Genomic DNA, 21296 nt, shown 5'->3' with positions numbered 1-21296 from the left:
CTCGTCCGTCAGTTCTGTCTCCGGAACGGTTCGGCCAACTGGCCGAGGTAGTCGTCCGGGTAGTCGGGCTTGGCCGCCATTCCGAGATCGTCACTGCTGAAGCGCTTTTCCGGATCGAAAGAATAAGTGCGGAACAGGTGATCCCAGATCAGAGTGAACAAACCGAAATTGACGTCACCGATTCCCGCCCACTTCAGGTGATGGAATCGGTGGCCGGCGTTGAGGGCGAGTATCGGACGCAGGGGGCCGATGCGGTAGTCGGCATTCGAATGCTGAAGCAGGAGTTGGACAGCGACACAAACCGCGAGCGCCGAGGCAACTGGAACGGGCATCCCGAGGAGGATCAGTGGCAGGACGCCACCGGCGGTTTCGAAAGTCTGATGCACGGGGTGCTTCATCAGTCCGTTCATACCGTAGAACCGTTCGAGGCTGTGATGAACCGCGTGGAAACGCCACAACCATCCAACCTTGTGGCTGATCAAATGCACCACGGTGATGCCGAAATCGGCAACCAACACTGCGAAGACGACCTGAAGGACAAACGGAAGACCGCTCGGCCACAGCCCGTCGAACGGAATCACCGCGGCCATCAACGGGATTACCGCGACGCTGACCAAGATGAGGGATTCGTTGACAAACGCATGGACAGCGTCGCGAAACCTGTCCGGTCCCGGGGCATTCCACGAAGATTCGTAGGGAAGCGCCCGTTCGGCCGCGAAAGAGCAGGCCACTGCGAAGAGAATCAATGCCACCAGTGACCATTTCGGCGCGCCGGATGCCGCGAGCGCGATTGCGGCTCCGTTGATTCCCAAGAGCATGAACGGGACGTACCCGTATCTGACGATGAAGGTGAGCATGTGATCGATGGTGCTTGATAGCGGTTGCTCTCGACTTGTACGAATCGGTCGACTTTCAGTCAGCCGAACAAGCGGTGTCGCGTTACTTCGTCAGCACGGTGGCGAGTGCAGCGCTCAGATACGGAGTGATGTTCTCGACGACCCGTGTCACGATCGCAGTGGCGACGTCAGCCGGTTGCAGTGGCACCGACGGTGTCTGCGGCAGCGCCGGGGGAGCAGGCGGAGCGGGCTCGGACATCATCGGCGTGTAGGTGTTGTGCTTCGTGAAGTAGCCGAAGACCGAATCCACGAACACCTCGGGCGCATCACGCGGCTTGGGCATGTTGCAGATGCCGTCACCCTCGATGCAGACTTCCTGCACTGCGATGTCTCCGAATCCGCCGCGTGCTCCGGACATCGTCGCTCCCGGAACGACATTGGGCACTACGGTTTCGATGCCCCCGGCCGAGTTGCGAGGGTCGGCGTAGAGGACGCCTTCGACTTGCGATTGGGGAATGGATCCGTCACGTGCGATGTCACCGAGAACGTCGCCGGCAATCCGTGCTCCCTGTGAGTATCCGGTGACGACGATCTCGCTGCCCGGGCACTGAGCGTGGAAAGCGTTGACTTCGGTGCGAAGCGTCTGGGCGCCGGCGGCAACGCTCTGGTCGTACGTCTGTTCGCCGAGCGGCCAGAAGCTGGCGGGGTAGGTCACCGGCTTGGAGGCGTAACCCTGGGCGACGTAGCGGTCGGTGACGGGTTGCGTCGTTTGTCCCGTCGGATCCCACGTTCCGCCGACCGCGAATACCGCACCGGCCGGGCACGACCCACCGTCATTCGGGTCCGCTCCGGCAGGTACCGACATCACAAGAGTCACCCCCGCTGTGACTGCAACCGTGCATGCCACTGACATCGCGTATTTCCTCATCGGGCCTGTCCCCATCTATCTACGTTCTCGTTCACTGGCGAGACAACCCGCGGTCCGACGCGTTTCGTTCGGTACTGAAGAGAATGGTGATGGGGCGATAAGTCCTGGAGGTAATCCGTGCGTAAACAGGAAGTTGCCGACCGGCGCTGTTTACGACCAGCGTGTGTGGGGCGTCACGGCGTCGGTACCTGCGGCGGGTGATCCGGCTCGAGGAGGGTTCCGATCTCCTTCCCCATCGACACGGCGTTGTTGAGGTCCGCGTTGGTTGTCGGCCCGAGTGTGGCGTAGACGACGATCGTCGTCTTCGAATCGGGGTAGTAGAGCGCGAGACCGTTGTAACCGCCGTACGACGGGTTCATCACCAGCCAGCCGTCGAGGTGCCCGGTCCCGAAGGAAAAGAACTTGTCCGCCGTCATACTTCCCAAGCCCGCAGTCGTCGGCGCCATCTGCTGCTCGAAAGCCTTGTCGGAGAGTAACTCTCCCGTTCCCAGCGCGCGCACCCACTTTCCGACGTCGGCGACAGGCGCGTTCATGTTTCCGCTGTGCAGGAACGCCGTCGGATTCCAGAAAGTGGAGTCTTCGAATACTCCACGTTCATTGGTGTAACCGTGCAGGATCGGTTCGTCCATCTGCGACGTGAGTACAACGCTGCTGTGGTCCATCCCGAGTAGATCGAAGACGCGCTGCTGAAGTAGTTCGCCCAGCGGTTTTCCGGTCGCTTTCTCCATGACGTCGCCGAGCAGCGTCAGGTCGCTGTGCGCGTACGCCCAACTGGTGCCGGGTTCGAACAACGGCGAGCGGGAGTTGGCAAGATCCAGGATCTCTCGAGAAGTCCAGCCCTTCATCGGGTTGTCCGTGAAGAGTTTGAGGAACTGTGGATCGGTCACGTAGTCGGAGATGCCCGACGTGCTGTTGGCCAGCATTCGCGGAGTGATGGTGTCTGCGCGTGGAAAGTTCGGTTCCCACTTCGCGATCGGTTGATCGAGGGGAAGCGTTCCCTCTTCGTCGAGTTGCAGCAGGACTGTCGAGAGCATCGGTTCCATCGGTTGGCCGACGCGCAACTGCATGTCGGTTGTCGCCAGAACTCCGACAGGGGACTCTCCGACGGCGCCGAGAGCAATCTCGTCGTCGCCTCGCCACACCCCGAACACAGCGGCACTGAGGCCCAAGTCGGCCACTTGGCGGCGGACGATGTCCGTGATCTCGGTGGATTCCCGACTGCTCGAGGTGCTGGGAGAGGCGCTGCCCGTGTTTGTTGCGGAGTCATCGTCGGAACTGCACGCAGCGGTTGCAATGGCAACGGTCAAGGCGATCGACAGAGCAGACAGCCGCACCCGAGCGCGGTGGTGGGAGGAAGTCATGCCTGCGATCCCTTCGATGTGGAAATCGAGCAACCGACGCCGAGCAATGTCCCAATTGGCCGAATTTACCGCAGTTGGAAGGAGGAGGGGTCAGATCGACCGTATAGGCGCAACTGCTGTTCCAGTGCAGTCCTCATTCGGGTGCCGCGTCCGGTTCCTCTCGCAGGTCCTGCGCTTGCTGAAGCTCGGCGTTGATGCGACGGGCTTCGGTGAGTTGGTCTTCGAGGATGATGATGCGGCAAGCCGCGTCGAGCGCCGTGCCGTTGGCTACGAGTTCGTGCGCGCGGGCTGCGATGCGCAGCTGGTAGCGGGAGTAGCGGCGATGTCCGCCCTCAGAGCGTTGTGGGGTAAGCAGTTTCGCGGCATCGAGGCTACGAAGGAAAGCTTGCCTGACACCGAGGATCTCGGCCGCATGTCCCATGCTGTACGCAGGATAGTTCTCGTCGTCGAATCTGCCGGAGGGGTCCCCCGGTGGTGTATCTGCCGGAATGGCTCGCTTCTTTCGCTGAACGGACGGGGCCCCCGGCGCGAGGAGCGCCGGGGGCCGGATGGGGTTGAACTTACTTACATAACTGCATTCTTTCGAACTTCCGGACTCGCACAAGACATCCGGTAGCCGCTTTGAAGGGGGGTGCCGGGTCCGACTACACACTCACACACGAATTCGGCCCCGGCACGTCCCTGCCCTGCGGTACTGCTTGCGGGTAGTTCATCTCTCCCGCATCTCTTGACGCGTTCCTTGCTACGAGAAAAAAGATACAACAGCCTCGCGAGAATGTCTACCCTGACCACTGTAGATATTTTGTTGCGAACATTCTAGGTGTTGATATTCAGGAACGGCCTGGTCGCCGGGGGTGAGAGCGCTCAATGTGAGTCATAGGAGATGGATCTGGGACAATGCTCCGATGCGAAGTACCCCGAAGTCCGAGTCGTTGTTGCGCGCCCGCGCGGAGAGGGAAGAGCGCACCGGCTCCTCCGAGCATCCAGCTGGTGGCGCGCCGAACCCCGGAGAGGACTCGTCGTCGTCCGAGCCGGGGGCACGCAGCGACAGCGCCACGATTCGGTCGGCTCGGTCCGAGCTCTCAACTCACGCCAGGGCAGTGGAAAGTATGCACGAGGCGATCCATCCTGATCGCGATTGAGGCAGCTGCCTCGTCGGGATGCGGGGGGACTCCTTCATCCCGCTCACTGCAACGCACGACGGCCGCCGCACTCCCGAAAGTAAGGGGAGTGGCGACGACCGTCGAGTTGTCAGAGTGTGCGCTCAGTACTTGAACCTCAAGGCAGCAACTGGTCCAGGAAGGTGTTGCTGAAGACCTTGTGCGGATCCAACGCGTTGAATGCGGCGTTGGCGGTGTCCCAGTTGTCGCTCGAGGGAACGCCCTCGCGGTAGGTCTGGGGGAGGCCCTGGGTGATGATCGGGGTGTCGGTGTACGGCTTGTCGGGGCCGAACGCCCAGCCCTTGGACCACTCGGGGCGGAAGGTGGCGTCGTTGTTGTTGTAGTGATTACGCATCCACTGTTCCATTTCGCGGTAGAACGCGAACATTCCGGGGGTTCCGGGGACGCCGAGGACGTTGAGCCAGATGGCGGTGTCCCATTCCGGATGGTCGGGGCGCGGGCGCATGGCCGAGATGGTGGGGGCGCCTGCCGAGTCGACCTCGACCTCGGACGGTTGATCGAGGCCGCAGCAACGGATTTCGACGGGGCCGTTGAGGGGGAACTGTCCGATGGAGCGGTAGTACTCCATGCGGCCGTTGAACCACTGGGTGAAGTCGTGGATGACCTGGCCGATGTTGGCGCGAGAGGTGATGACGGCTCCGCCGCCCTCGGTCAGGCGCAGGGTAGTGGCCCGGATGTAGAACTGGACGTCCTTGGACCATCCCCACAGGTCGTTGGAGAACGTCGCGGCGAGTCCGGCAACGGTGGTGGCGTACATGATCTGCCCGAATGCCGGTGCGATGCCCGGGTTTCCGGAGTTGATCTGGCCGATCATGTCGGTGACCGGCTCCGGGAGGTTGTCGGAGAAGATGTAGTTGTACGGTCCGGTCACCTCACGCGAGAACGGCGGCTTGGTGGGGGCAAGTGACCACACCTTCATCCACGGGCGTTCGGTGAAGGGGTACCAGATTGCTTCTGCGCGACCGTTTTCGCGGACGAACTTCTCGAACGTGCGTCCGGACGCTCCGCGGGCGCCGAAGAGTTCCTGCCAACCGATGTCGGTGTGGCTGACGCAGCGCATGCGGTAGTTGGGGGCGGCCTGCAAGGTGACGGAGGTGAGGAAGGTGCGTCCGAGGTGAGTCAGCAGCGGCTTGATCGCCGCGTCGCTACGCGCGTACGTCTTCAGTGCGTACTCGCTGCCGTTCCAGACCACTGCGGTCAGGGAGGTGACGAGGTTGGAGAGTGAGCCGAAAGTCTGTCCGGGAACGTGTGCTTCGCCTTCGGCGGGGAGCGCTGCGCCGTGAGCGTCGACGGCGAGGCAGCCGGCGATGGTCAACACACCGGGCGCCGGCAGGTTCGCGAACCCGAGGCCCTGTGCCTGCAGTGCGGTGGTGATGGCGTCGAGGGTCGCGCCGGGTCCTGCGGTGACGGTGGCTGGGCTGCCACCGGCGTTGACGGAGACTCCGGTGAGGTGGACCGTGGTGTCGGCGAGGATGACCTTGTCGACCGGCGCACCGTTGACGATGGTCAGCGGCGTCCAGCCGTGCATGGCACCGCGGGGACGAATGGTGTAGCCGTTGGCATGGCCCCAGTTCGCGAGGCGGACTACGTCTTCGGGCGTCTTGGGCGAACAGGTCCAGATCGCGTCGAGCATGATCTCTTTGGACCAGTTCTGATATGCCTGCTGGTACAGCGCGATGCCTTCGGGGAAGGCAGGCGGCGGTGTGAGGGTGGACACGGGACCACCCGCGGAGCCGGAAGAGCCGGCGGGGACGGCGTAGGCCGGCGTCCAGCCGGCGAATGCGGTCGCTGCCACGGCGCCGGCTCCAGCGGCCATGAAACCTCGTCGGGACAGTCGGAACTTTTCGTCTTGTGCCGTCATCTTCGGGCTACTCCATCGGGTTCGAGAACTACGGTGAGTTCTAACAGGTGGGTATCAGACAGGTTGGTATCAGACAAGAGTGAGAACTACGTCAGCCAGGGCAGGAGCTTCGCGCTCCAGTACAGAAGCTGAGATCAGGAGTCGCCCATCGTCTTTCCAGATCTGGATACTCAAGTTCTCGCCGGGAAATACGACCCCGGCAAAGCGGGCCCGAAATCCGGCTACCCGACTGCTGTCGCCGTCGAGCATGGTATCCACTGCGGTCTTGCAGACCATTCCGTAAGTACACAGTCCATGCAGGATAGGCGCTGGAAAGCCTGCCGCGGAGGCGAATTGCGGATCCGAGTGCAACGGATTCCGATCACCACACATCCGGTACAGCAAAGCCTGCTGTGGAAGCACAGGCGTCACCACTGTCTCATCTGCTTCGCGATCCGGAAGCGTAATCGACTCCGACGGACCACGTTCACCCCCGAAACCACCCTCGCCGCGGGCGAAAATGGACGAGCGAGCTGTCCACAGCGGGTTGCCCTCGGCGTCAACCGTGACGGATTCCTGCACGATCACCGCGGCCTTGCCCTTGTCCCAGATCTCGGCGATTCGAGTTGTGGTGCGGCCACTTCCACTTGCCGGGATCGGCTGATGGACAGTCACTTCCTGGCTTCCGTGGACTACCTTCGCCAGATCGATTTCGACGCCGGGGAACGACACCTTCGGTGCTTCGGTGGCGTGGAAGTTGGCGGCGACGGTGGCAAAGGTGGGTAGTACCTGAGGCTTTTCGTCGTCGAGGTATCGAAGCTCGTTCGGATCAAGCGGACGAGCACCTGCCCCCAATGCCAAGTGGTAGTGCTGCACGTCCGACGGGGTCCACGAGAACTCTTGTGGCGCAAGCTCGGCGCCGAGTGCGATCTTCGGATCAATTGGCATGGTCGACCGCCGTCTTTTCAGCTGCAGGTGCTTCGGTTGTCTCGGCCTTCTTCGCACGCTCGACGATGTCGAGTACGGCCAAGTAACCGAAAGTCATTGCGGGACCGATGGTCGCGCCTGGTCCGGCGTAGGTGTGGCCCATGACCGGAGCGCTCGCGTTGCCAGCCGCGTAGAGGCCGTCGATGACGCTTCCGTCTTCGCGTAATGCTCGGCCGTTGACGTCGGTGCAGATTCCGCCCTTGGTGCCGAGGTCACCCGGAACCATCTTGATGGCGTAGAACGGAGCCTTGCTGATTTCGGCGAGGCTGGGGTTCTTCAGTCGGGGATCGCCGTAGTACGCGTCGTAACCACTGTCACCGCGTCCGAAGTCCTCGTCCTTGCCGTTGCGTGCGAAGCCGTTGAACCGGTCGACGGTTTCGGTCAGCGATGCGACGGGAAGCCCTGTCTTCTCGGCCAATTCGGCGATGGTTCCCGCCTTGACCACGATGCCGGCCTTGAGCCAGCGGCCGGGGAAGGGGGAGCGGGGAGTGATACCGGCAAACGTGTAACGGTTGCGGTAGCGCTGATCGAGAATCATCCACGTCGGGATGTTCTCGCCGGGGCCCTCGCCCTGACCGTACTCACCGCCGTACATCGCATGGGTCGCCTCGACGTACGGAGCCGCCTCGTTGCCGAAGCGCTTGCCCGACATGTTGACCATCATGCAGCCCGGGAGGGTGCGCTCGGAGAGAGCGAACCACGGTCCGCCGGTCAGCGGAATGGACGGGCCCCACCAGGCGTCGTCCATGAAATCGACTGCAGCGCCCACTTCTTGGCCTGCGCGGATACCGTCGCCGGTGTTTGCCTTCGCGCCGACGGTCCATTCGGTGCCGATAGGTGCGCGCTGGTACTTCTCACGCATTTCCTTGTTGTGCTCGAATCCGCCGGATCCCAACACGACTCCGTGGCGAGCGCGGATGACCTGCTCCTCGCCGTCGACGATGACGTTGACGCCGCGAACTGCGCCGTCTTCGGTGTACAGGGAGGTCAGCGGGGTGTTCAGCAGGATGGGTACTCCGGCGGACTGAAGTCCGAGTCGAATACCGGCGACCAGTGCCTGGCCGCGAACCAGCAGATCCTTCTTGGTGGCCTTCGCTGCGAGGAATCGCATGCCGACCTTCATGGCGCGCAGGGGTCCGCGAGGATTGCGCATCAGCAGGTTGAGCCACTTGTAGTCGGCCTGGGTGATGACGAAGTTCTTGGGGGCCTTGACGTAGTCGGGCTCGAGGTTCTTGCGGTCGGCGCCCAACTTGTTGCCGTCGAACGGGGTGGGCTCGACACTGCGGCCACCGAGGCGTCCGCCGGGTGCTTCCGGGTAGTAGTCGGAGTAGCCGGGAACCCACTGCAGCTCGAGCGGGCTGTTCTTCAACACGAACGAGAGCATCTCGGGACCGCGCTCGAGATAGGTGTCGATGCGTTCGGGAGCGACAACGTCGCCGATGATGCTGTGCAGGTAGGAACGTGCGGCCTCCGGTGTATCGGTGACACCGTCCGCTTGAAGTGCCTCGTTGTTGGGGATCCAGACCCCACCACCGGAACGGGCGGTCGATCCGCCGTAGTGGGCGGCTTTCTCCACGATGACCACACTCAAGCCCTGGTGGGCTGCGGTCAAGGCCGCTGTCATACCTGCGGCACCACTGCCGACGACGACGATGTCGTATTCCTGCTTGCTCATGTAGAACACGTTATAGAATGTTGGGGGTGTCAGTCCATGCTTTCTGCCAGGAAGTATTTCCGGACGTTGTCATTGATAACGAAACACGTTGCAGTGAGATTGAGGATGGTGCGGTGTGACCTGGGATACTTCGGTTGACGTCCTTGTGGTCGGGTTCGGTGTGGCGGGCGCCAGTGCGGCGCTCGAAGCTGTAGCGGCCGGTTCGTCGGTTTTGGCAATCGACCGAGCACTCGGTGGTGGTGCCAGCACGATTTCCGGAGGAATCTACTACGCCGGCGGCGGCACCGTGATTCAAAAGGAAGCCGGTGTCGAGGACAGTCCCGAAGCCATGCTCGCCTACCTGAACCGCGAGGTCGGTGACGCGGTGACGCCGCAGACTCTGCGCCGGTTCGTCGACGAGAGCCCGGCGTCGATCGACTGGCTGCGCAGTCACGGCGTGCCGTTCGAGGCCTCACTCTGTCCGTACAAGACGTCGTACCCGAGCAACAAGCACTACCTCTACTTGTCGGGTAGCGAATCGGCCGGCGGGTTCCGTGACATCGCAAAACCTGCTCCGCGTGGTCATCGCGCCAAGGGGCGTGGCACGTCGGGAAAGATGCTGTACGGCCCGCTCGCGAAGTCCGCGGAGGCGAAGGGCGTCCAGTTGCTCGGCCAGACGCGAGCGGACCGGCTGATCATCGAGGACGGCCGGGTGATCGGCGTCGAAGCACTGACGCTGCGTGACGCACCTGCCGGAGTTCGTCGCCGTCACGCGACGCTCGGCTCCCTGTCCTCCAAGCCCGGCGTCTACGCGCCGCAGTTGCGCACGATTCTCGACGCACTCATCGCGAAGATCGAGAAGAAGCACGCCAAGCGGATTCGCATCCAGGCGCGCGGCGGCGTGATCCTGAGCGCCGGCGGCTTCGTGTCCAATCGCGAGATGATGCGCACCCATGCCCCCGCCTACAAGGGCGGTATCCCGCTCGGCACGTCCGGGGACGACGGCAAAGGCATCAACCTCGGTATCGAAGCCGGGGGAGCCACCGACAAGCTCGGCAATGTGTCCGCCTGGCGATTCATCGTCCCGCCGAGTGCTTTTCTCGGTTCCATTTTGGTGGGTGAATCCGGTGCGCGAATCGTCGACGAGTCCCGTTACGGTGCCGCTCTCGGTCAGGCGATGGCGGAGAAGAGCAGCGGAATCGGTTGGCTGCTGGCAGATTCCGAACTCGTTCGCGAAGCGAAATCGCAGATAGGTGACCAGTCGATGTGGTTCCAGCGGGTGCAGACCACCGGAATGATGCGTACTGCAGTGCGTGGCAACACCATTGCCGAGGTCGCCCGCAAAGCGGGGATAGACGTCGCCGGCCTTCAAGCCACCGTCGACGCGCACAACTCCGCTGCCGCTGCCGGACAACCTGATCCGATGGGTAAACCGTCGGACTTCGTCAGGCCGATACTGTCTGCGCCGTTCACGATGTACGACGTCTCGATCAAGCCCAACATGATGAATCCGTGCCCGATGCTCACGCTCGGTGGATTGGTGGTCGACGAATCGTCCGGCATGGTGAAAAACGAGGCCGGGGAGGGTATCCCTGGTCTGTACGCCGCCGGCCGTACCGCGGTCGGTATCTGTTCCAACTCGTATGTGAGCGGCTTGTCGCTCGCCGACTGCGTGTTCTCCGGACGACGAGCCGGTCAGCACGCAGCCGCATTCTCTACAGTCGGAAAGGCCTGAACGATGCTCTCGACGCAGATCCGCGGCGAACTTGCCGACCATCTTGATTCGGCGGAACGGGATCGCGCTCCGATCAGCCCGCTGATCGCCACGTATCCGGACATCGACGTCGTCGACGCCTACGAGATCCAGCTCATCAACATCAGGCGTCGTGTTGCCGGTGGCGCAAAGGTAGTCGGACACAAGGTCGGACTCTCGTCACTGGCGATGCAGCAGATGATGGGCGTCGACGAGCCAGATTACGGTCACCTGCTCGCCGAGATGGAAGAGTTCGAGGACCGTCCGGTCGACACGTCGCGCTTCTGCTTCCCGCGCGTCGAGGTGGAGGTCGCCTTCATTCTGGGAGCAGATCTGCCGGGCGCCGGGTGCACCGAACAAGACGTCATCGACGCTACTGTCGCCTATGCGCCGTCCATCGAGTTGATCGACAGCCGGATCAAGGACTGGAAGATCGGCCTCTCGGACACCATCGCGGACAACGCGTCCTCCGCCGGGTTCATCCTCGGCAAGGAACGAGTTCGCCCGTCGGACATCGACATCAAGGCCATCGACGCGGTGCTGACCTGCAACGGGGAGCGGATTGCGGAGGGGCGCAGCGATGCGGTTCTCGGTAACCCGGTCACCGCTGTCGCGTGGTTGGCGCAGAAGGTCGACACGTTCGGAGTTCGGCTCAAGGCCGGCGACATCGTTCTGCCGGGTTCGTGCACGCGAGCGATCGACGCTCATCCAGGCGACAACTTCCGAGCCGAGTTCAGCGGCCTCGGTTCCGTCTCTCTTCAGTTCACGTAGGAGTAGTCATGACCAAGGCAAGTGTGGCGATCGTCGGATCGGGAAACATCAGTACCGATCTGTTGTACAAACTGCAGCGTTCCGAGTGGCTCGAACCGCGATGGATGATCGGAATCGATCCCGAGAGTGAAGGATTGGCGCGCGCCCGCAAGATGGGACTCGAGACCTCCGCCGAGGGCGTCGACTGGTTGCTCAGCCAGGCGGAGAAACCGGACCTGGTCTTCGAGGCGACGTCGGCATACGTGCACCGCGAGGCAGCACCACGCTACGAGGCCGCCGGTATCCGTGCCGTCGACCTGACTCCGGCCGCGGTCGGCCCGGCTGTGGTTCCGCCCGCGAACCTGCGTGAGCACCTGGACGCACCCAACGTCAACATGATCACTTGCGGTGGGCAGGCAACCATTCCGATCGTCTACGCGGTGTCGCGTGTCGTCGACGTGGCGTACGCCGAGATCGTCGCCTCCGTTGCATCATTGTCCGCCGGCCCGGGAACTCGCGCGAACATCGATGAGTTCACCAAGACCACCAGCCGCGGTATCGAGACCATCGGCGGCGCACAGCGCGGCAAGGCGATCATCATCCTCAACCCCGCGGACCCCCCGATGATCATGCGCGACACAATCTTCTGCGCTATCCCCGAAGACGCCGATCAGGCCGCGATCACCGACTCCATTCACCGCGTCGTCAAGGACATCCAGCAGTACGTGCCCGGCTACCGGTTGCTCAACGAACCGCAGTTCGACAAACCGAGCGTCGTTTCCGGTGGCTATGCAACGGTCACCACGTTCGTCGAGGTCGAAGGCGCAGGCGATTTCCTGCCGCCGTACGCGGGCAACCTCGACATCATGACGGCAGCAGCCACCAAGGTGGGCGAGGAAATCGCCCAGAAGCTTCTGAGTGTGAAGGCATGAGCGACATGATTCATTTCGATTCGAGCTGGGACATCCGCGTCACCGACACATCGCTGCGCGACGGCTCCCACCACAAGCGTCATCAGTTCACCGTCGACGAAGTACGAGCCATCGTCGGTGCCCTCGACGGAGCCGGAGTGCCGGTCATCGAGGTCACTCACGGCGACGGCCTCGGCGGGTCCTCCTTCAATTACGGCTTCTCGAAGACTCCCGAGCAGGAACTGATCAAAGCTGCAGTCGAGACGGCGACCAACGCGAAGATCGCCTTCCTGATGCTGCCCGGATTGGGCATCAAGGACGACATCGTCATCGCACAGGACAACGGTGCGTCCATCTGCCGCATCGCAACTCACTGCACCGAGGCAGACGTATCCATCCAGCACTTCGGCCTCGCGCGTGAGCGTGGACTCGAAACAGTCGGATTCCTCATGATGGCTCACTCGATTCCGCCGGAGAAGCTGGCCAAGCAGGCTCGCATCATGGCCGACGCGGGTTGCCAGTGTGTGTACGTGGTCGACTCCGCCGGCGCACTTGTGCTCGAGCAGGTATCCGATCGCGTCGAGGCGCTGGTTCAGGAACTCGGCAACGACGCTCAGGTCGGCTTCCACGGACATGAGAACCTGGGCCTGGGCGTCGCCAATTCCATTGCGGCAGTTCGTGCGGGAGCCAAGCAGATCGACGGTAGTACCCGTCGGTTCGGTGCCGGCGCCGGCAACGCCCCGGTCGAGGCGTTTGTCGGTGTCTGCGACAAGATCGGAGTCAAGACCGGTATCGACTTCTTCGCGATCGCCGATGCAGCCGAAGACGTTGTGCGCCCGGCAATGCCGCAGGAGTGCCTGCTCGATCGTCAGGCACTGATGATGGGCTATGCCGGCGTGTACTCGAGCTTCCTCAAGCATGCCGAGCGTCAGGCCGAGCGGTACGGAGTGTCGTCCGCGGAACTGTTGGTGCGCGCAGGTAAGCGCAAGTTGGTCGGCGGACAGGAAGATCAGTTGATCGACATTGCGCTGGAACTCCAGCGCGAAGCAGCGGCTTCCTAGCCCATGGCAGACGTACTGGCCGGAAAAGTGGCCTTGGTGACCGGCGCGTCCTCAGGGTTGGGGCGCGCGGTGGCCGAGATACTCCACCGCAGGGGCGCACAGGTTTTCGGTATCGCCCGCGACAAGGAAAAGCTGCGACAGTCGATGGTCGAGGTGGTCGGCGCGGATGGAGAGCGTCGTTTCGCGGCGACGGACGTCTCGGATTCCGCTCAGTGTGATGCGGCCGTGCAAGCGTGTGTCGACGAACTCGGTGGTATCGACATCCTCGTCAACGTGGCGGGATCGCACTCGCTTCGTCATACGGCGAATATTGCGGATTCCGAATGGGCACATGACCTTGCGGTCAATCTGAACGGACCGTTCTTCCTTTCCCGAGCAGCACTGCCGCACTTGCTGGAGCGGGGCGGCAACATCGTCAACGTCTCCTCGATCGCGGGGCTGGAAGGGCAGGCGTACTCGGCTGGATACTGCGCTGCCAAGCACGGACTCATCGGACTGACTCGAGCGATGGCGATGGAGTTCACCGGAAAGTCTCTGCGTGTCAACGCAATCTGCCCCGGCGGCATGATGACTCCTCAAGTCACCGGATTCACCTTCCCCGACGGAGTCGACTTCGACCTCGTCATGAAGGTTGCCTCGCCGCGTGGCTTGATGGAAGCCGAGGACGTTGCGAAGATGGTGGCTTTCGTTGCCTCCGACGACGCCTCGGCGATACACGGGGCCGTCTACTCGGTGGACAACGGAAAAATGGCATGACCCCGTTGGTCTCGGGACCGATCTTCCAAATCTGCTGGGTGGTCGAGGACATCGAGGCCGCCGAACAGGAGTTCACTCGGCAGTGGGGAGTGGAGCGATGGCTACGTATGCCAGACATCGCCTTTGGTCCCGAGACCACAACGTATCGAGGTGAGCCCGCGGACTATGTCGTTCACGTGTCGATCGGATATGCGGGCAGCCAACAGCTCGAGTTGATCCAATCAGTGTCCGGACGCAACCTGTACACGGAGTTCCTGGAGACTCACGGCGTCGGAGTTCATCACATGGCTTGGGTTCCAGGCGATTACGAGGCGACGTTGCTCGAGGCCGAGCGTCGCGGAATGTCGGTGGTGCAACAAGGTCGGGTAGAGGGCGCCGGCATGGAGTTCTCCTACCTCGATGCCGGGCCGTTGGGTGGATACGTCGAGTTGATGAAGCTCTCGCCCGAGATTCGGTTGATGTTCGCTTCGCTCATTCCTGATTGACGGCAAACAATTTCGTGAAGTAATCGGAAACGTTCTCCGGGTGACCACGGAATCCGAGGTAGCCGTCGGGGCGAATGACCAGCGCCGCCGTACCTTCGACCCCATACGCGGCGCACAGTTGCGAGGCGTTGTCCTCGATGATCGGCACCAGCGAGTCGACGGTCACGGTTCCCGGTGGCACTATCGCGTAGACGTCCAGCAAGCCGTGCGCTGATCGAATTGCGGCGTCGGCGACCTTCTCCAAGCTGTTGATGCTCTCCGCGGATCCGTCCGAAGTCAGCAGTAACGTGTGGTCGACTCCTGACAGCAAGTCGAACAACCGAATTGGGTACTGAACACCGTCTCGGCGCAAACCGCGCGCATCGGGTGCGCGTTCGCCCGGTTGGACATGCGGACTCGAAGAATCACGCCCGCTGTTCAGCGGACTCTCCGAGTAGTCGATCAACAATTGAGCCTGGCGCCGCATTGCCGTGTCGATCGAGGACTCTCCCGAACCGATTCCTTCTCGAGCATTTCGGACGGTCATCCCGACGACTTCTTCACCAACCGGTCGTCTTTCGACGTCGTAGGTCTCGAGAAGATCTGCTGTTGCAACACCTTTGACTGCGAGCGCTATCTTCCATGCGAGATTGTGGGCATCTTGGATCCCGGTGTTCATACCCTGAGCACCAGTCGGGGGATGAATATGCGCGGCGTCGCCGGCGACAAAAACCCGTCCGCGGCTGTAAGCGTCGACGATGCGGTGGCTGATGCGAAATACCGAGGACCATCGCAGCATCGAGGCGGTTGTCGGCTCTGGGGAGAGTCTGTCGAGCACGGCCTGGATGTGATGGAGTTCAGGTGTCTTGCCGGTTGAAAAACCGTGTTGTACAGCGGCTTTGTTCGACGATTCGTCCGGCATCAACTCGTCCGGAACGAGCATCGACATGCGGTACCGCTTGTGTCCGGGAAGTGGGATGCAGACGAGTAGATCGTCGGTGGTTCCGTCGTCGCTGGTGTGGTTGGCGCGGACGGAGTAGCCGCTGGGTATCGACCAGTCGACTTCGACGTCACCGAGCATGTAGCTCTCGGCAAATGCGCCGCCGTCGAAGCTCAGGCCCAGCCCTTTGCGGACCACGCTGTGCGCGCCGTCGGAACCCACCAGGTACTGAGCCGTCACGGTACTGCCGTCGCTGAGGGTGCAGGTGACGGCGTCGTCGGACTGTTCGAATGCAGTGAGGCCGACTCCGCGTTCGACGGTTGTTCCCAACTCGGTGAGGCGCTCGGTGAGGATGCGCTCCGTCGAGTACTGAGGCAGACAGAGAAACCAGTAAGGAACGTCCTCGGGGAGGGTGAGGTCGACGCGGCCGACCTCGACGCCGTTCGTGTACATGATCTGACCGCGCATCAATGTCGAGGCGTCGAGTGCCTGGCGGAGCACCCCCATGTTCTCGAAGAGTTCGAGAGTGCGTGGCTGAATCCCGACGGCTTTCGCGTATTGCCGCGGTTCGTCGAGCGGGTCGATTATTCGACATGAGATGCCGCGTCTGCGCAGCTCGATCGCGGTGGTCAAGCCGATCGGGCCGGCGCCCGCTACCAATACGTCGGTATCCATCAGGACCCACTCACGTCGGGGACAGTCGGTCATTTCAGTATGGGTAAGCGAACTTTTGTTTTGGGGAAATTCGCGCAGATCGGGCATTTTGGGGCTTTCCGCACGGGTTGCAGACGTTGAGGTCGTGGGAAGATCGCGACGTGAAGGCAGGCGAGTTGCATCATGAGCCGCCGGGGTACCGGTGCCCGTTCTGTCGCTTCGCGCTGGGCGAGTTCGACGAGCACAACTCGTCGACCGACCTGGTTGCTCGAACCGACCACGCAATCGCTCGGATTTCCCCGAAGTGGTGGCCGGGCAACCCCGGCCACGTACTTGTGTCGCCGATCGAGCATCCGCGATACGAGGACGACCACCTGTATTCCCGGCATGGCGAGGCGGCCTACGTTCCGCCTGAGGCGCGAGCGCCTTTCGGCGCACTTTTGCGCCCTCGATTCCTTGAACGCTGATCTGCCGCCACATCCTAGTGATGTACAAATCTGCGTGTTTGTAAAACTTTTACCTCAAAAATCGTTGACAAAACGCCATCATTTGTCCACTCTCTATACATAGATGTTGTTCGTGTCGCGGGTTACCGCGCAGGACGCACTCACTGATCCGAACGAGAACTGGAGAATTCGATGGCGGCGTTGGTGTACACCGAGCCAGATGGTCGGCTCGCAACTTGGAGAGACCGGAAACGCTACTTGTGGCTGTTGGCGCTGATTCCGTCATCGGCAACTTTCATCGCCGTGGGGCTTGTTACCGCCACCGGATGGAATGTCTTCTGGTGGACCGGCCCACTGATCGCTTTTGCTCTCATTCCCGTCATCGACATCCTGGCGGGTGAGGACGGGAAGAATCCGCCCGACGAGGTGATCGACGAACTCGAGAACGACCGCTTCTACCGGTGGTGCACCTACGCCTATCTGCCGCTGCAATACACGGCCTTCTTCCTGTCCTGCTACATCTGGGCGCGTTGGGATTTGAGCGTTCTCTCCAATATCGGACTCGCAGTGACGATCGGTGTGACGGCCGGAATCGGCATCAACACCGCCCACGAACTCGGGCACAAGAAGGAGAGCGTCGAGCGCTGGTTGTCCAAAATCGTTCTCGCGCAGAGCGCTTACGGTCACTTCTACCTCGAGCACAACCGTGGCCACCATGTGCGAGTGTCGACTCCGGAAGATCCGGCGACCTCGCGCTTCGGTGAGACCCTCTACGGTTTCTGGCCGCGCAGCGTCGGCGGGGGATTGAAGTCGGCGTGGCATCTCGAGAAGACCCGCTTCGAGCGTTTGGGCACCACGCACTGGAGCATCAAGAACGACGTGCTCAACGCCTGGCTCATGTCGGTTGTTCTGTTCGGTGTCGCGTTTGCAGTGTTCGGGATCGGCATCGCGCCGTACCTCGTGATCCAGGCGTTCATCGGGTTTTCGCTGCTCGAAGCGATCAACTACCTCGAGCACTACGGACTCCTACGTCAGAAAACCGCAAGCGGACGGTACGAGCGATGCACGCCGGCGCACAGCTGGAACAGTGATCGCATCTGCACCAACGTCTTCCTTTATCACTTGCAGCGGCACAGCGATCATCATGCGAATCCGACACGGCGCTACCAAGCGCTTCGCAGTATGGAAGAGGCCCCTCAGCTCCCGAGCGGCTACGCCAGCATGATCATGCTCGCAACAGTTCCGCCCCTGTGGCGCAAGGTGATGGACCACCGCGTTCTCGAGCACTACCGAGGTGACATCACCCAGGTCAACATCGCGCCGAAGAAGCGGGCCAAGATCCTCGCAGCCTACGGGGTGAACGCATGAACGCCTACATCTGCCCGATCTGCGACTACACGTACACCGAATCGACAGGCGCTGCGCGAGAAGGCTTTCCGCCCGGCACGCCGTGGTCGAGTATTCCGGACGACTGGTGCTGCCCCGACTGCGGCGTCCGCGAGAAGGTCGACTTCACCCTCGTCACGCAATCCTGATCGAAATACCCACCGGTGAAAGGAAAACCGATGTCCGAGACTGCCACTGCTTACAAATTGTTCCGCTGCCTCCAGTGCGGGTTCGAATACGACGAAGCGATCGGCTGGCCCGACGACGGTATCGAGCCGGGTACTCGCTGGGACGAGATTCCCGAAGACTGGTCCTGCCCTGATTGTGGTGCCGCCAAAGTCGATTTCGAAATGGTGGAGGTGGACCGCTGATGACAGCGGTCAGTGAGCCCGACACACGCACCGTCGTGATCGTGGGCACGGGCATCGCCGGTTCCGGTGCCGCGCAGGCCCTGCGCAAGGAAGGGTTCGGCGGCAGCATCATCCTGATCGGCAGCGAACCTGAGGAGCCGTACCGCCGCCCGGCGCTGTCGAAGGAGCTACTGTCCGGGAAAGCGTCGTTCGATCGGGTTCGGTTGCGGCCGTCGACTTTCTGGAACGAGCAGGGTATCGATCTTCGGATTGGCGCAACTGTCACGAGTATCGACACAGATTCCCGCACAGTACTTTTAGCCGACGGTGACAGCATCGACTACGACGTTCTGATTCTTGCCACGGGTGGACGGTCCCGACGGTTGGAGAACGAAGATTCCGAGCGCGTTCACTATCTTCGAGATATCGCAGACATGCGACGCTTGCAATCCCAGCTGATCGAAGGATCCTCGCTATTGGTGGTCGGCGGTGGCTTGATCGGATCGGAGGTGGCGTCAACGGCACGCGACTTGGGTTGCAGTGTGCAGGTTCTCGAAGCGCAACCGGTGCCCCTGTCCAGGCTGCTTCCACCGTCGATAGCGGAGAAGATCGCCGCGCTGCACGTCTCGGCGGGCGTCGCCTTGCAGACGGGAGTTGACCTCGAGACGCTCACGACGGGTGCCGACGGCGTCGCCGCACGTGCGCGTGACGGACGCGAGTGGACAGCGGACTTGGCCGTCGTCGCAATCGGATCCTTGCCCGATACCGATGTGGCTGCTGCGGCGGGTATTGCGGTGGACAACGGGATTTCGGTAGACGGATACCTCCGGACCTCCGTCGTTGATGTGTACGCGATCGGCGATGTGGCCAACGTGCCCAACGGTTTTCTCGGCGGCATGCACCGTGGTGAGCACTGGAACACCGCGCAGGACCACGCAGTTGCAGTTGCCAAGACCATCGTCGGGAAGGAAGAACCCTTCGAATCCGTCCCTTGGAGTTGGTCGAACCAATTCGGCCGCAACCTTCAAGTAGCTGGTTGGCCAGGCGCGGACGACACCGTGATTGTTCGAGGAGACTTGGACTCCTATGACTTCACTGCGATCTGCATGCGCGACGGAAATATCGTCGGTGCTGTGAGCGTGGGCCGGCCGAAGGACATTCGCGCCGTCCGAACCCTTATCGAACGCTCGCCGGACATCAGCGCCGACGTACTTGCCGATACAAACAGGGATCTGACCGAACTTGCGGCGGGTCTTGTCGCCTCACCGGTGCTCTGAGTGCACTCGTGACTTCTGTGGCTTGCGTGTCCACCGTTTTGACACCGAGCACGGGCGATGGAAATCTTCCCGATATGTCCACCGCTCGTGCCCGTGTCCCGTACCACGAGGCAGCTCGTCAACTCCTCCGTGCGTCAGCGCTCGACGCCACACGCGAACTCTTGACCGAGAAATCGTGGAACGACATCACGATGGCGCATATCGCGGAAGCTGCGGGCATGAGCCGGCAGACGTTGTACAAGGAGTTCACGTCCCGCCAGGGATTGGCGTCCGGATACCTCATCCGTTTCGTCGACGAGTTCCTCGAAGAGGTGGAACGCGAAGTAACGCTGCATCATTCGGATCCGCGTGGCGCGGTCTCGGCAGCCTTCCGTGCCTTCTTCGACGCCGGTGCACGGGATCCGATGGTGGTCAGCATTGTCGGTCCCCGGCCGCAGCACGACCTGCTGAGCTTGGTCACCACTGACGGGACTCCGCTGCTCGAACATGCGAGCGCGAGGTTGGCCGAGATCTTCATGACCAGTTGGGCGAACGTCGACCGCATCCATGCCGAGATGTTCGGCAGCACGATAGTGCGTCTGGCGATCAGTCACGTGACGTTGTCTTTCGGTACCCCCGATCAGATCGCCGAGAACCTGGGGGAGATGTTCGGGCCGTTCCTCGATCAGGTCATCGGTTCGGGCACAGTCGAACCGAACTGAGCCGACAGGATCGATACGGTTTCCGGGCTAGGACGGAAGTTCGATCGAGCGTGATCGCCGTAGTTCTTTGGTGGGAAATATCGTCGTTATGTGTGAATCCGCGTCTCACTTCTCGGTAGCGTGCCGGGCGTAGATCGAGGTGCGATCCGCAGGGGGTGGCTCTCGTGAATTTCCGTCAACGGTGGAGGAATTCGAAGATGAAGAGCCGCAACAAATCTCGAGTGATGTCGACAGTCGCGCTAGTTGCAACATTTGTCATGGCCGGTGCAGGTGTGGCAATTGCCGACGAATCATCGTCAGGGTCTTCCGGCAGCGGATCGCTCGGTTCCTCCGGTGCGGCAGCGGTTGATCCGTTGACCTTCGACGGTTGGGGCACGTGCCCGATCGAGGATCTCGAGGTGACGACGTGCGCCAGCGTCGTAGTTCGCGGAGGGACCATGAAATTGGGCGCACTTTCGGTGCCGATCCCGGACGGAAGCCTCAAGGTTGCGGGCGGAGTGAAATACGCGACCCAGCCGGACAACAGTTTCATCGAGACGTTCGTCGCCAAGCAGGACGGGTCCAACGGGGTCTATTCCAATCCGATTTCGGTACCCGGAGGTGCTCTCGGGATCGATACTCCGCTGGGACTGACTCAGATCAGCGCGACGGTGGAATCGGTGGGAGTCCCGGATCTGAAGGTTCTCGAGCAGGAACTCACCATGCCTGTTCGATTGAAACTGTCTAATCCCTTGCTCGGTGACGATTGCTACATCGGTTCGGTTTCGAATCCGATCAACCTTCACCTGACCACAACCGGAAACCCTCCGTCGGAAGCTATCGGTGAGTTCCCCGGTGCAGTGTTCCCGGCAGTCCCACATTCGGATGCGGTGTTTGCGGCGCCGGGAGCCAGCGGGTGTGGACCGCTGGGTGCGCTCAACTGGGCCGTGAATCTACGCGGGGGAGTGCCGGCGGCCAGCGGAAAGAACTCTCTCACCACGTCGAGCGACGTCTACGCGGTGGCTGCACGAAAGGTGCGACCGCCTGCCTGACGGACGCGCGGGCGCTGGAACGTAAAACG

Annotated in this window: 22 protein-coding genes; 14 read left to right on the top strand and 8 right to left on the bottom strand. The window is 61.9% G+C overall.

Annotated features, from left to right (window positions below; all coding sequences use genetic code 11):
- Positions 1-8 precede the first annotated feature (8 nt).
- The 4 genes from G4D79_RS01420 to G4D79_RS01405 all read right to left on the bottom strand — a co-directional run bounded on the left by G4D79_RS01420 (position 9) and on the right by G4D79_RS01405 (position 3546).
- Entirely contained in the window at positions 9-857 is an 849-nt protein-coding gene (locus tag G4D79_RS01420) for a sterol desaturase family protein (protein WP_020906136.1), read from the bottom strand.
- A gap of 82 nt (positions 858-939) precedes the next feature.
- Positions 940-1749: a PE-PPE domain-containing protein gene (locus G4D79_RS01415; protein WP_003945630.1), complete on the bottom strand. Its 810-nt coding sequence runs from the start codon at positions 1747-1749 to the stop codon at positions 940-942.
- Positions 1750-1937: 188 nt separating this feature from the next.
- Entirely contained in the window at positions 1938-3125 is a 1188-nt protein-coding gene (locus G4D79_RS01410) for a serine hydrolase (RefSeq protein WP_180279554.1), read from the bottom strand.
- A 133-nt stretch (positions 3126-3258) separates the two neighbouring features.
- Positions 3259-3546: a MerR family transcriptional regulator gene (locus G4D79_RS01405; protein ID WP_003945791.1), complete on the bottom strand. Its 288-nt coding sequence runs from the start codon at positions 3544-3546 to the stop codon at positions 3259-3261.
- A gap of 484 nt (positions 3547-4030) precedes the next feature.
- Between G4D79_RS01405 and G4D79_RS01400 the strand changes: the two genes are divergently transcribed.
- A complete protein-coding gene (locus tag G4D79_RS01400; protein WP_143542656.1) occupies positions 4031-4267 on the top strand; it encodes a hypothetical protein in 237 nt (78 codons plus the stop codon).
- Between the two features lie 136 nt (positions 4268-4403).
- Here G4D79_RS01400 and G4D79_RS01395 read toward each other — a convergent pair whose 3' ends face one another.
- The 3 genes from G4D79_RS01395 to kstD form a co-directional block, all read right to left on the bottom strand.
- Positions 4404-6167 (bottom strand): cholesterol oxidase substrate-binding domain-containing protein, encoded by a 1764-nt coding sequence (locus tag G4D79_RS01395; RefSeq protein WP_099697064.1) that lies wholly within the window; start codon positions 6165-6167, stop codon positions 4404-4406.
- A 69-nt stretch (positions 6168-6236) separates the two neighbouring features.
- Positions 6237-7094 (bottom strand): MaoC/PaaZ C-terminal domain-containing protein, encoded by an 858-nt coding sequence (locus tag G4D79_RS01390; protein WP_099697063.1) that lies wholly within the window; start codon positions 7092-7094, stop codon positions 6237-6239.
- Positions 7084-8808 (bottom strand): 3-oxosteroid 1-dehydrogenase, encoded by a 1725-nt coding sequence (gene kstD, locus G4D79_RS01385; protein WP_007734077.1) that lies wholly within the window; start codon positions 8806-8808, stop codon positions 7084-7086. The genes G4D79_RS01390 and kstD overlap by 11 nt, the downstream gene beginning before the upstream one ends.
- 115 nt (positions 8809-8923) lie before the next feature.
- Here kstD and G4D79_RS01380 point away from each other — a divergent pair, with 115 nt between their 5' ends.
- Genes G4D79_RS01380 through G4D79_RS01355 form a run of 6 tightly spaced genes read left to right on the top strand, consistent with a single transcriptional unit; the run spans position 8924 to position 14503 of the window.
- Positions 8924-10522 (top strand): FAD-binding protein, encoded by a 1599-nt coding sequence (locus tag G4D79_RS01380; RefSeq protein WP_099697062.1) that lies wholly within the window; start codon positions 8924-8926, stop codon positions 10520-10522.
- Between the two features lie 3 nt (positions 10523-10525).
- Positions 10526-11311: a 2-keto-4-pentenoate hydratase gene (locus G4D79_RS01375; protein WP_003945480.1), complete on the top strand. Its 786-nt coding sequence runs from the start codon at positions 10526-10528 to the stop codon at positions 11309-11311.
- A gap of 8 nt (positions 11312-11319) precedes the next feature.
- Positions 11320-12222, top strand: a complete 903-nt coding sequence (locus tag G4D79_RS01370) for an acetaldehyde dehydrogenase (acetylating) (RefSeq protein WP_047269619.1) — start codon at positions 11320-11322, stop codon at positions 12220-12222.
- Positions 12219-13262, top strand: coding sequence for a 4-hydroxy-2-oxovalerate aldolase (gene dmpG, locus G4D79_RS01365; RefSeq protein ID WP_007734084.1), 1044 nt, complete (start codon positions 12219-12221; stop codon positions 13260-13262). The genes G4D79_RS01370 and dmpG overlap by 4 nt, the downstream gene beginning before the upstream one ends.
- Before the next feature lie 3 nt (positions 13263-13265).
- A complete protein-coding gene (locus tag G4D79_RS01360; RefSeq protein ID WP_099697061.1) occupies positions 13266-14018 on the top strand; it encodes an SDR family NAD(P)-dependent oxidoreductase in 753 nt (250 codons plus the stop codon).
- Positions 14015-14503: a VOC family protein gene (locus tag G4D79_RS01355; protein ID WP_099697060.1), complete on the top strand. Its 489-nt coding sequence runs from the start codon at positions 14015-14017 to the stop codon at positions 14501-14503. Before G4D79_RS01360 ends, G4D79_RS01355 begins: the two co-directional genes overlap by 4 nt.
- Here G4D79_RS01355 and G4D79_RS01350 read toward each other — a convergent pair.
- Positions 14490-16097, bottom strand: coding sequence for an FAD-dependent monooxygenase (locus G4D79_RS01350; protein WP_099697059.1), 1608 nt, complete (start codon positions 16095-16097; stop codon positions 14490-14492). The genes G4D79_RS01355 and G4D79_RS01350 overlap by 14 nt on opposite strands.
- 140 nt (positions 16098-16237) lie before the next feature.
- Between G4D79_RS01350 and G4D79_RS01345 the strand changes: the two genes are divergently transcribed.
- The 7 genes from G4D79_RS01345 (at position 16238) to G4D79_RS01315 (ending at position 21267) form a co-directional block, all read left to right on the top strand.
- A complete protein-coding gene (locus tag G4D79_RS01345; RefSeq protein ID WP_099697084.1) occupies positions 16238-16543 on the top strand; it encodes a hypothetical protein in 306 nt (101 codons plus the stop codon).
- A gap of 171 nt (positions 16544-16714) precedes the next feature.
- Positions 16715-17890, top strand: a complete 1176-nt coding sequence (locus G4D79_RS01340) for an alkane 1-monooxygenase (RefSeq protein ID WP_099697058.1) — start codon at positions 16715-16717, stop codon at positions 17888-17890.
- On the top strand, positions 17887-18057 hold the full coding sequence (locus tag G4D79_RS01335; RefSeq protein WP_007734092.1) for a rubredoxin: 171 nt from the start codon (positions 17887-17889) through the stop codon (positions 18055-18057). The genes G4D79_RS01340 and G4D79_RS01335 overlap by 4 nt, the downstream gene beginning before the upstream one ends.
- A gap of 30 nt (positions 18058-18087) precedes the next feature.
- Complete coding sequence (locus G4D79_RS01330) at positions 18088-18279, top strand: rubredoxin (protein WP_007734094.1); 192 nt, start codon at positions 18088-18090, stop codon at positions 18277-18279.
- On the top strand, positions 18279-19535 hold the full coding sequence (locus tag G4D79_RS01325) for an NAD(P)/FAD-dependent oxidoreductase (RefSeq protein ID WP_064688611.1): 1257 nt from the start codon (positions 18279-18281) through the stop codon (positions 19533-19535). Before G4D79_RS01330 ends, G4D79_RS01325 begins: the two co-directional genes overlap by 1 nt.
- 74 nt (positions 19536-19609) lie before the next feature.
- Positions 19610-20236 carry a TetR/AcrR family transcriptional regulator gene (locus G4D79_RS01320; protein WP_007734097.1) on the top strand — a complete coding sequence of 209 codons (627 nt, stop codon included), beginning with the start codon at positions 19610-19612 and terminating at the stop codon, positions 20234-20236.
- Between the two features lie 197 nt (positions 20237-20433).
- Complete coding sequence (locus G4D79_RS01315) at positions 20434-21267, top strand: hypothetical protein (RefSeq protein WP_075832140.1); 834 nt, start codon at positions 20434-20436, stop codon at positions 21265-21267.
- The last annotated feature ends 29 nt before the right edge of the window (positions 21268-21296 follow it).

The organism is Rhodococcus sp. WY5, from assembly GCF_018588185.1.
Taxonomy (GTDB): Bacteria; Actinomycetota; Actinomycetes; order Mycobacteriales; family Mycobacteriaceae; genus Rhodococcus_F; species Rhodococcus_F qingshengii.
The sequence above is the reverse complement of the archived record's forward strand: the minus strand, read 5'-3'. Positions and strand labels throughout refer to the sequence as shown.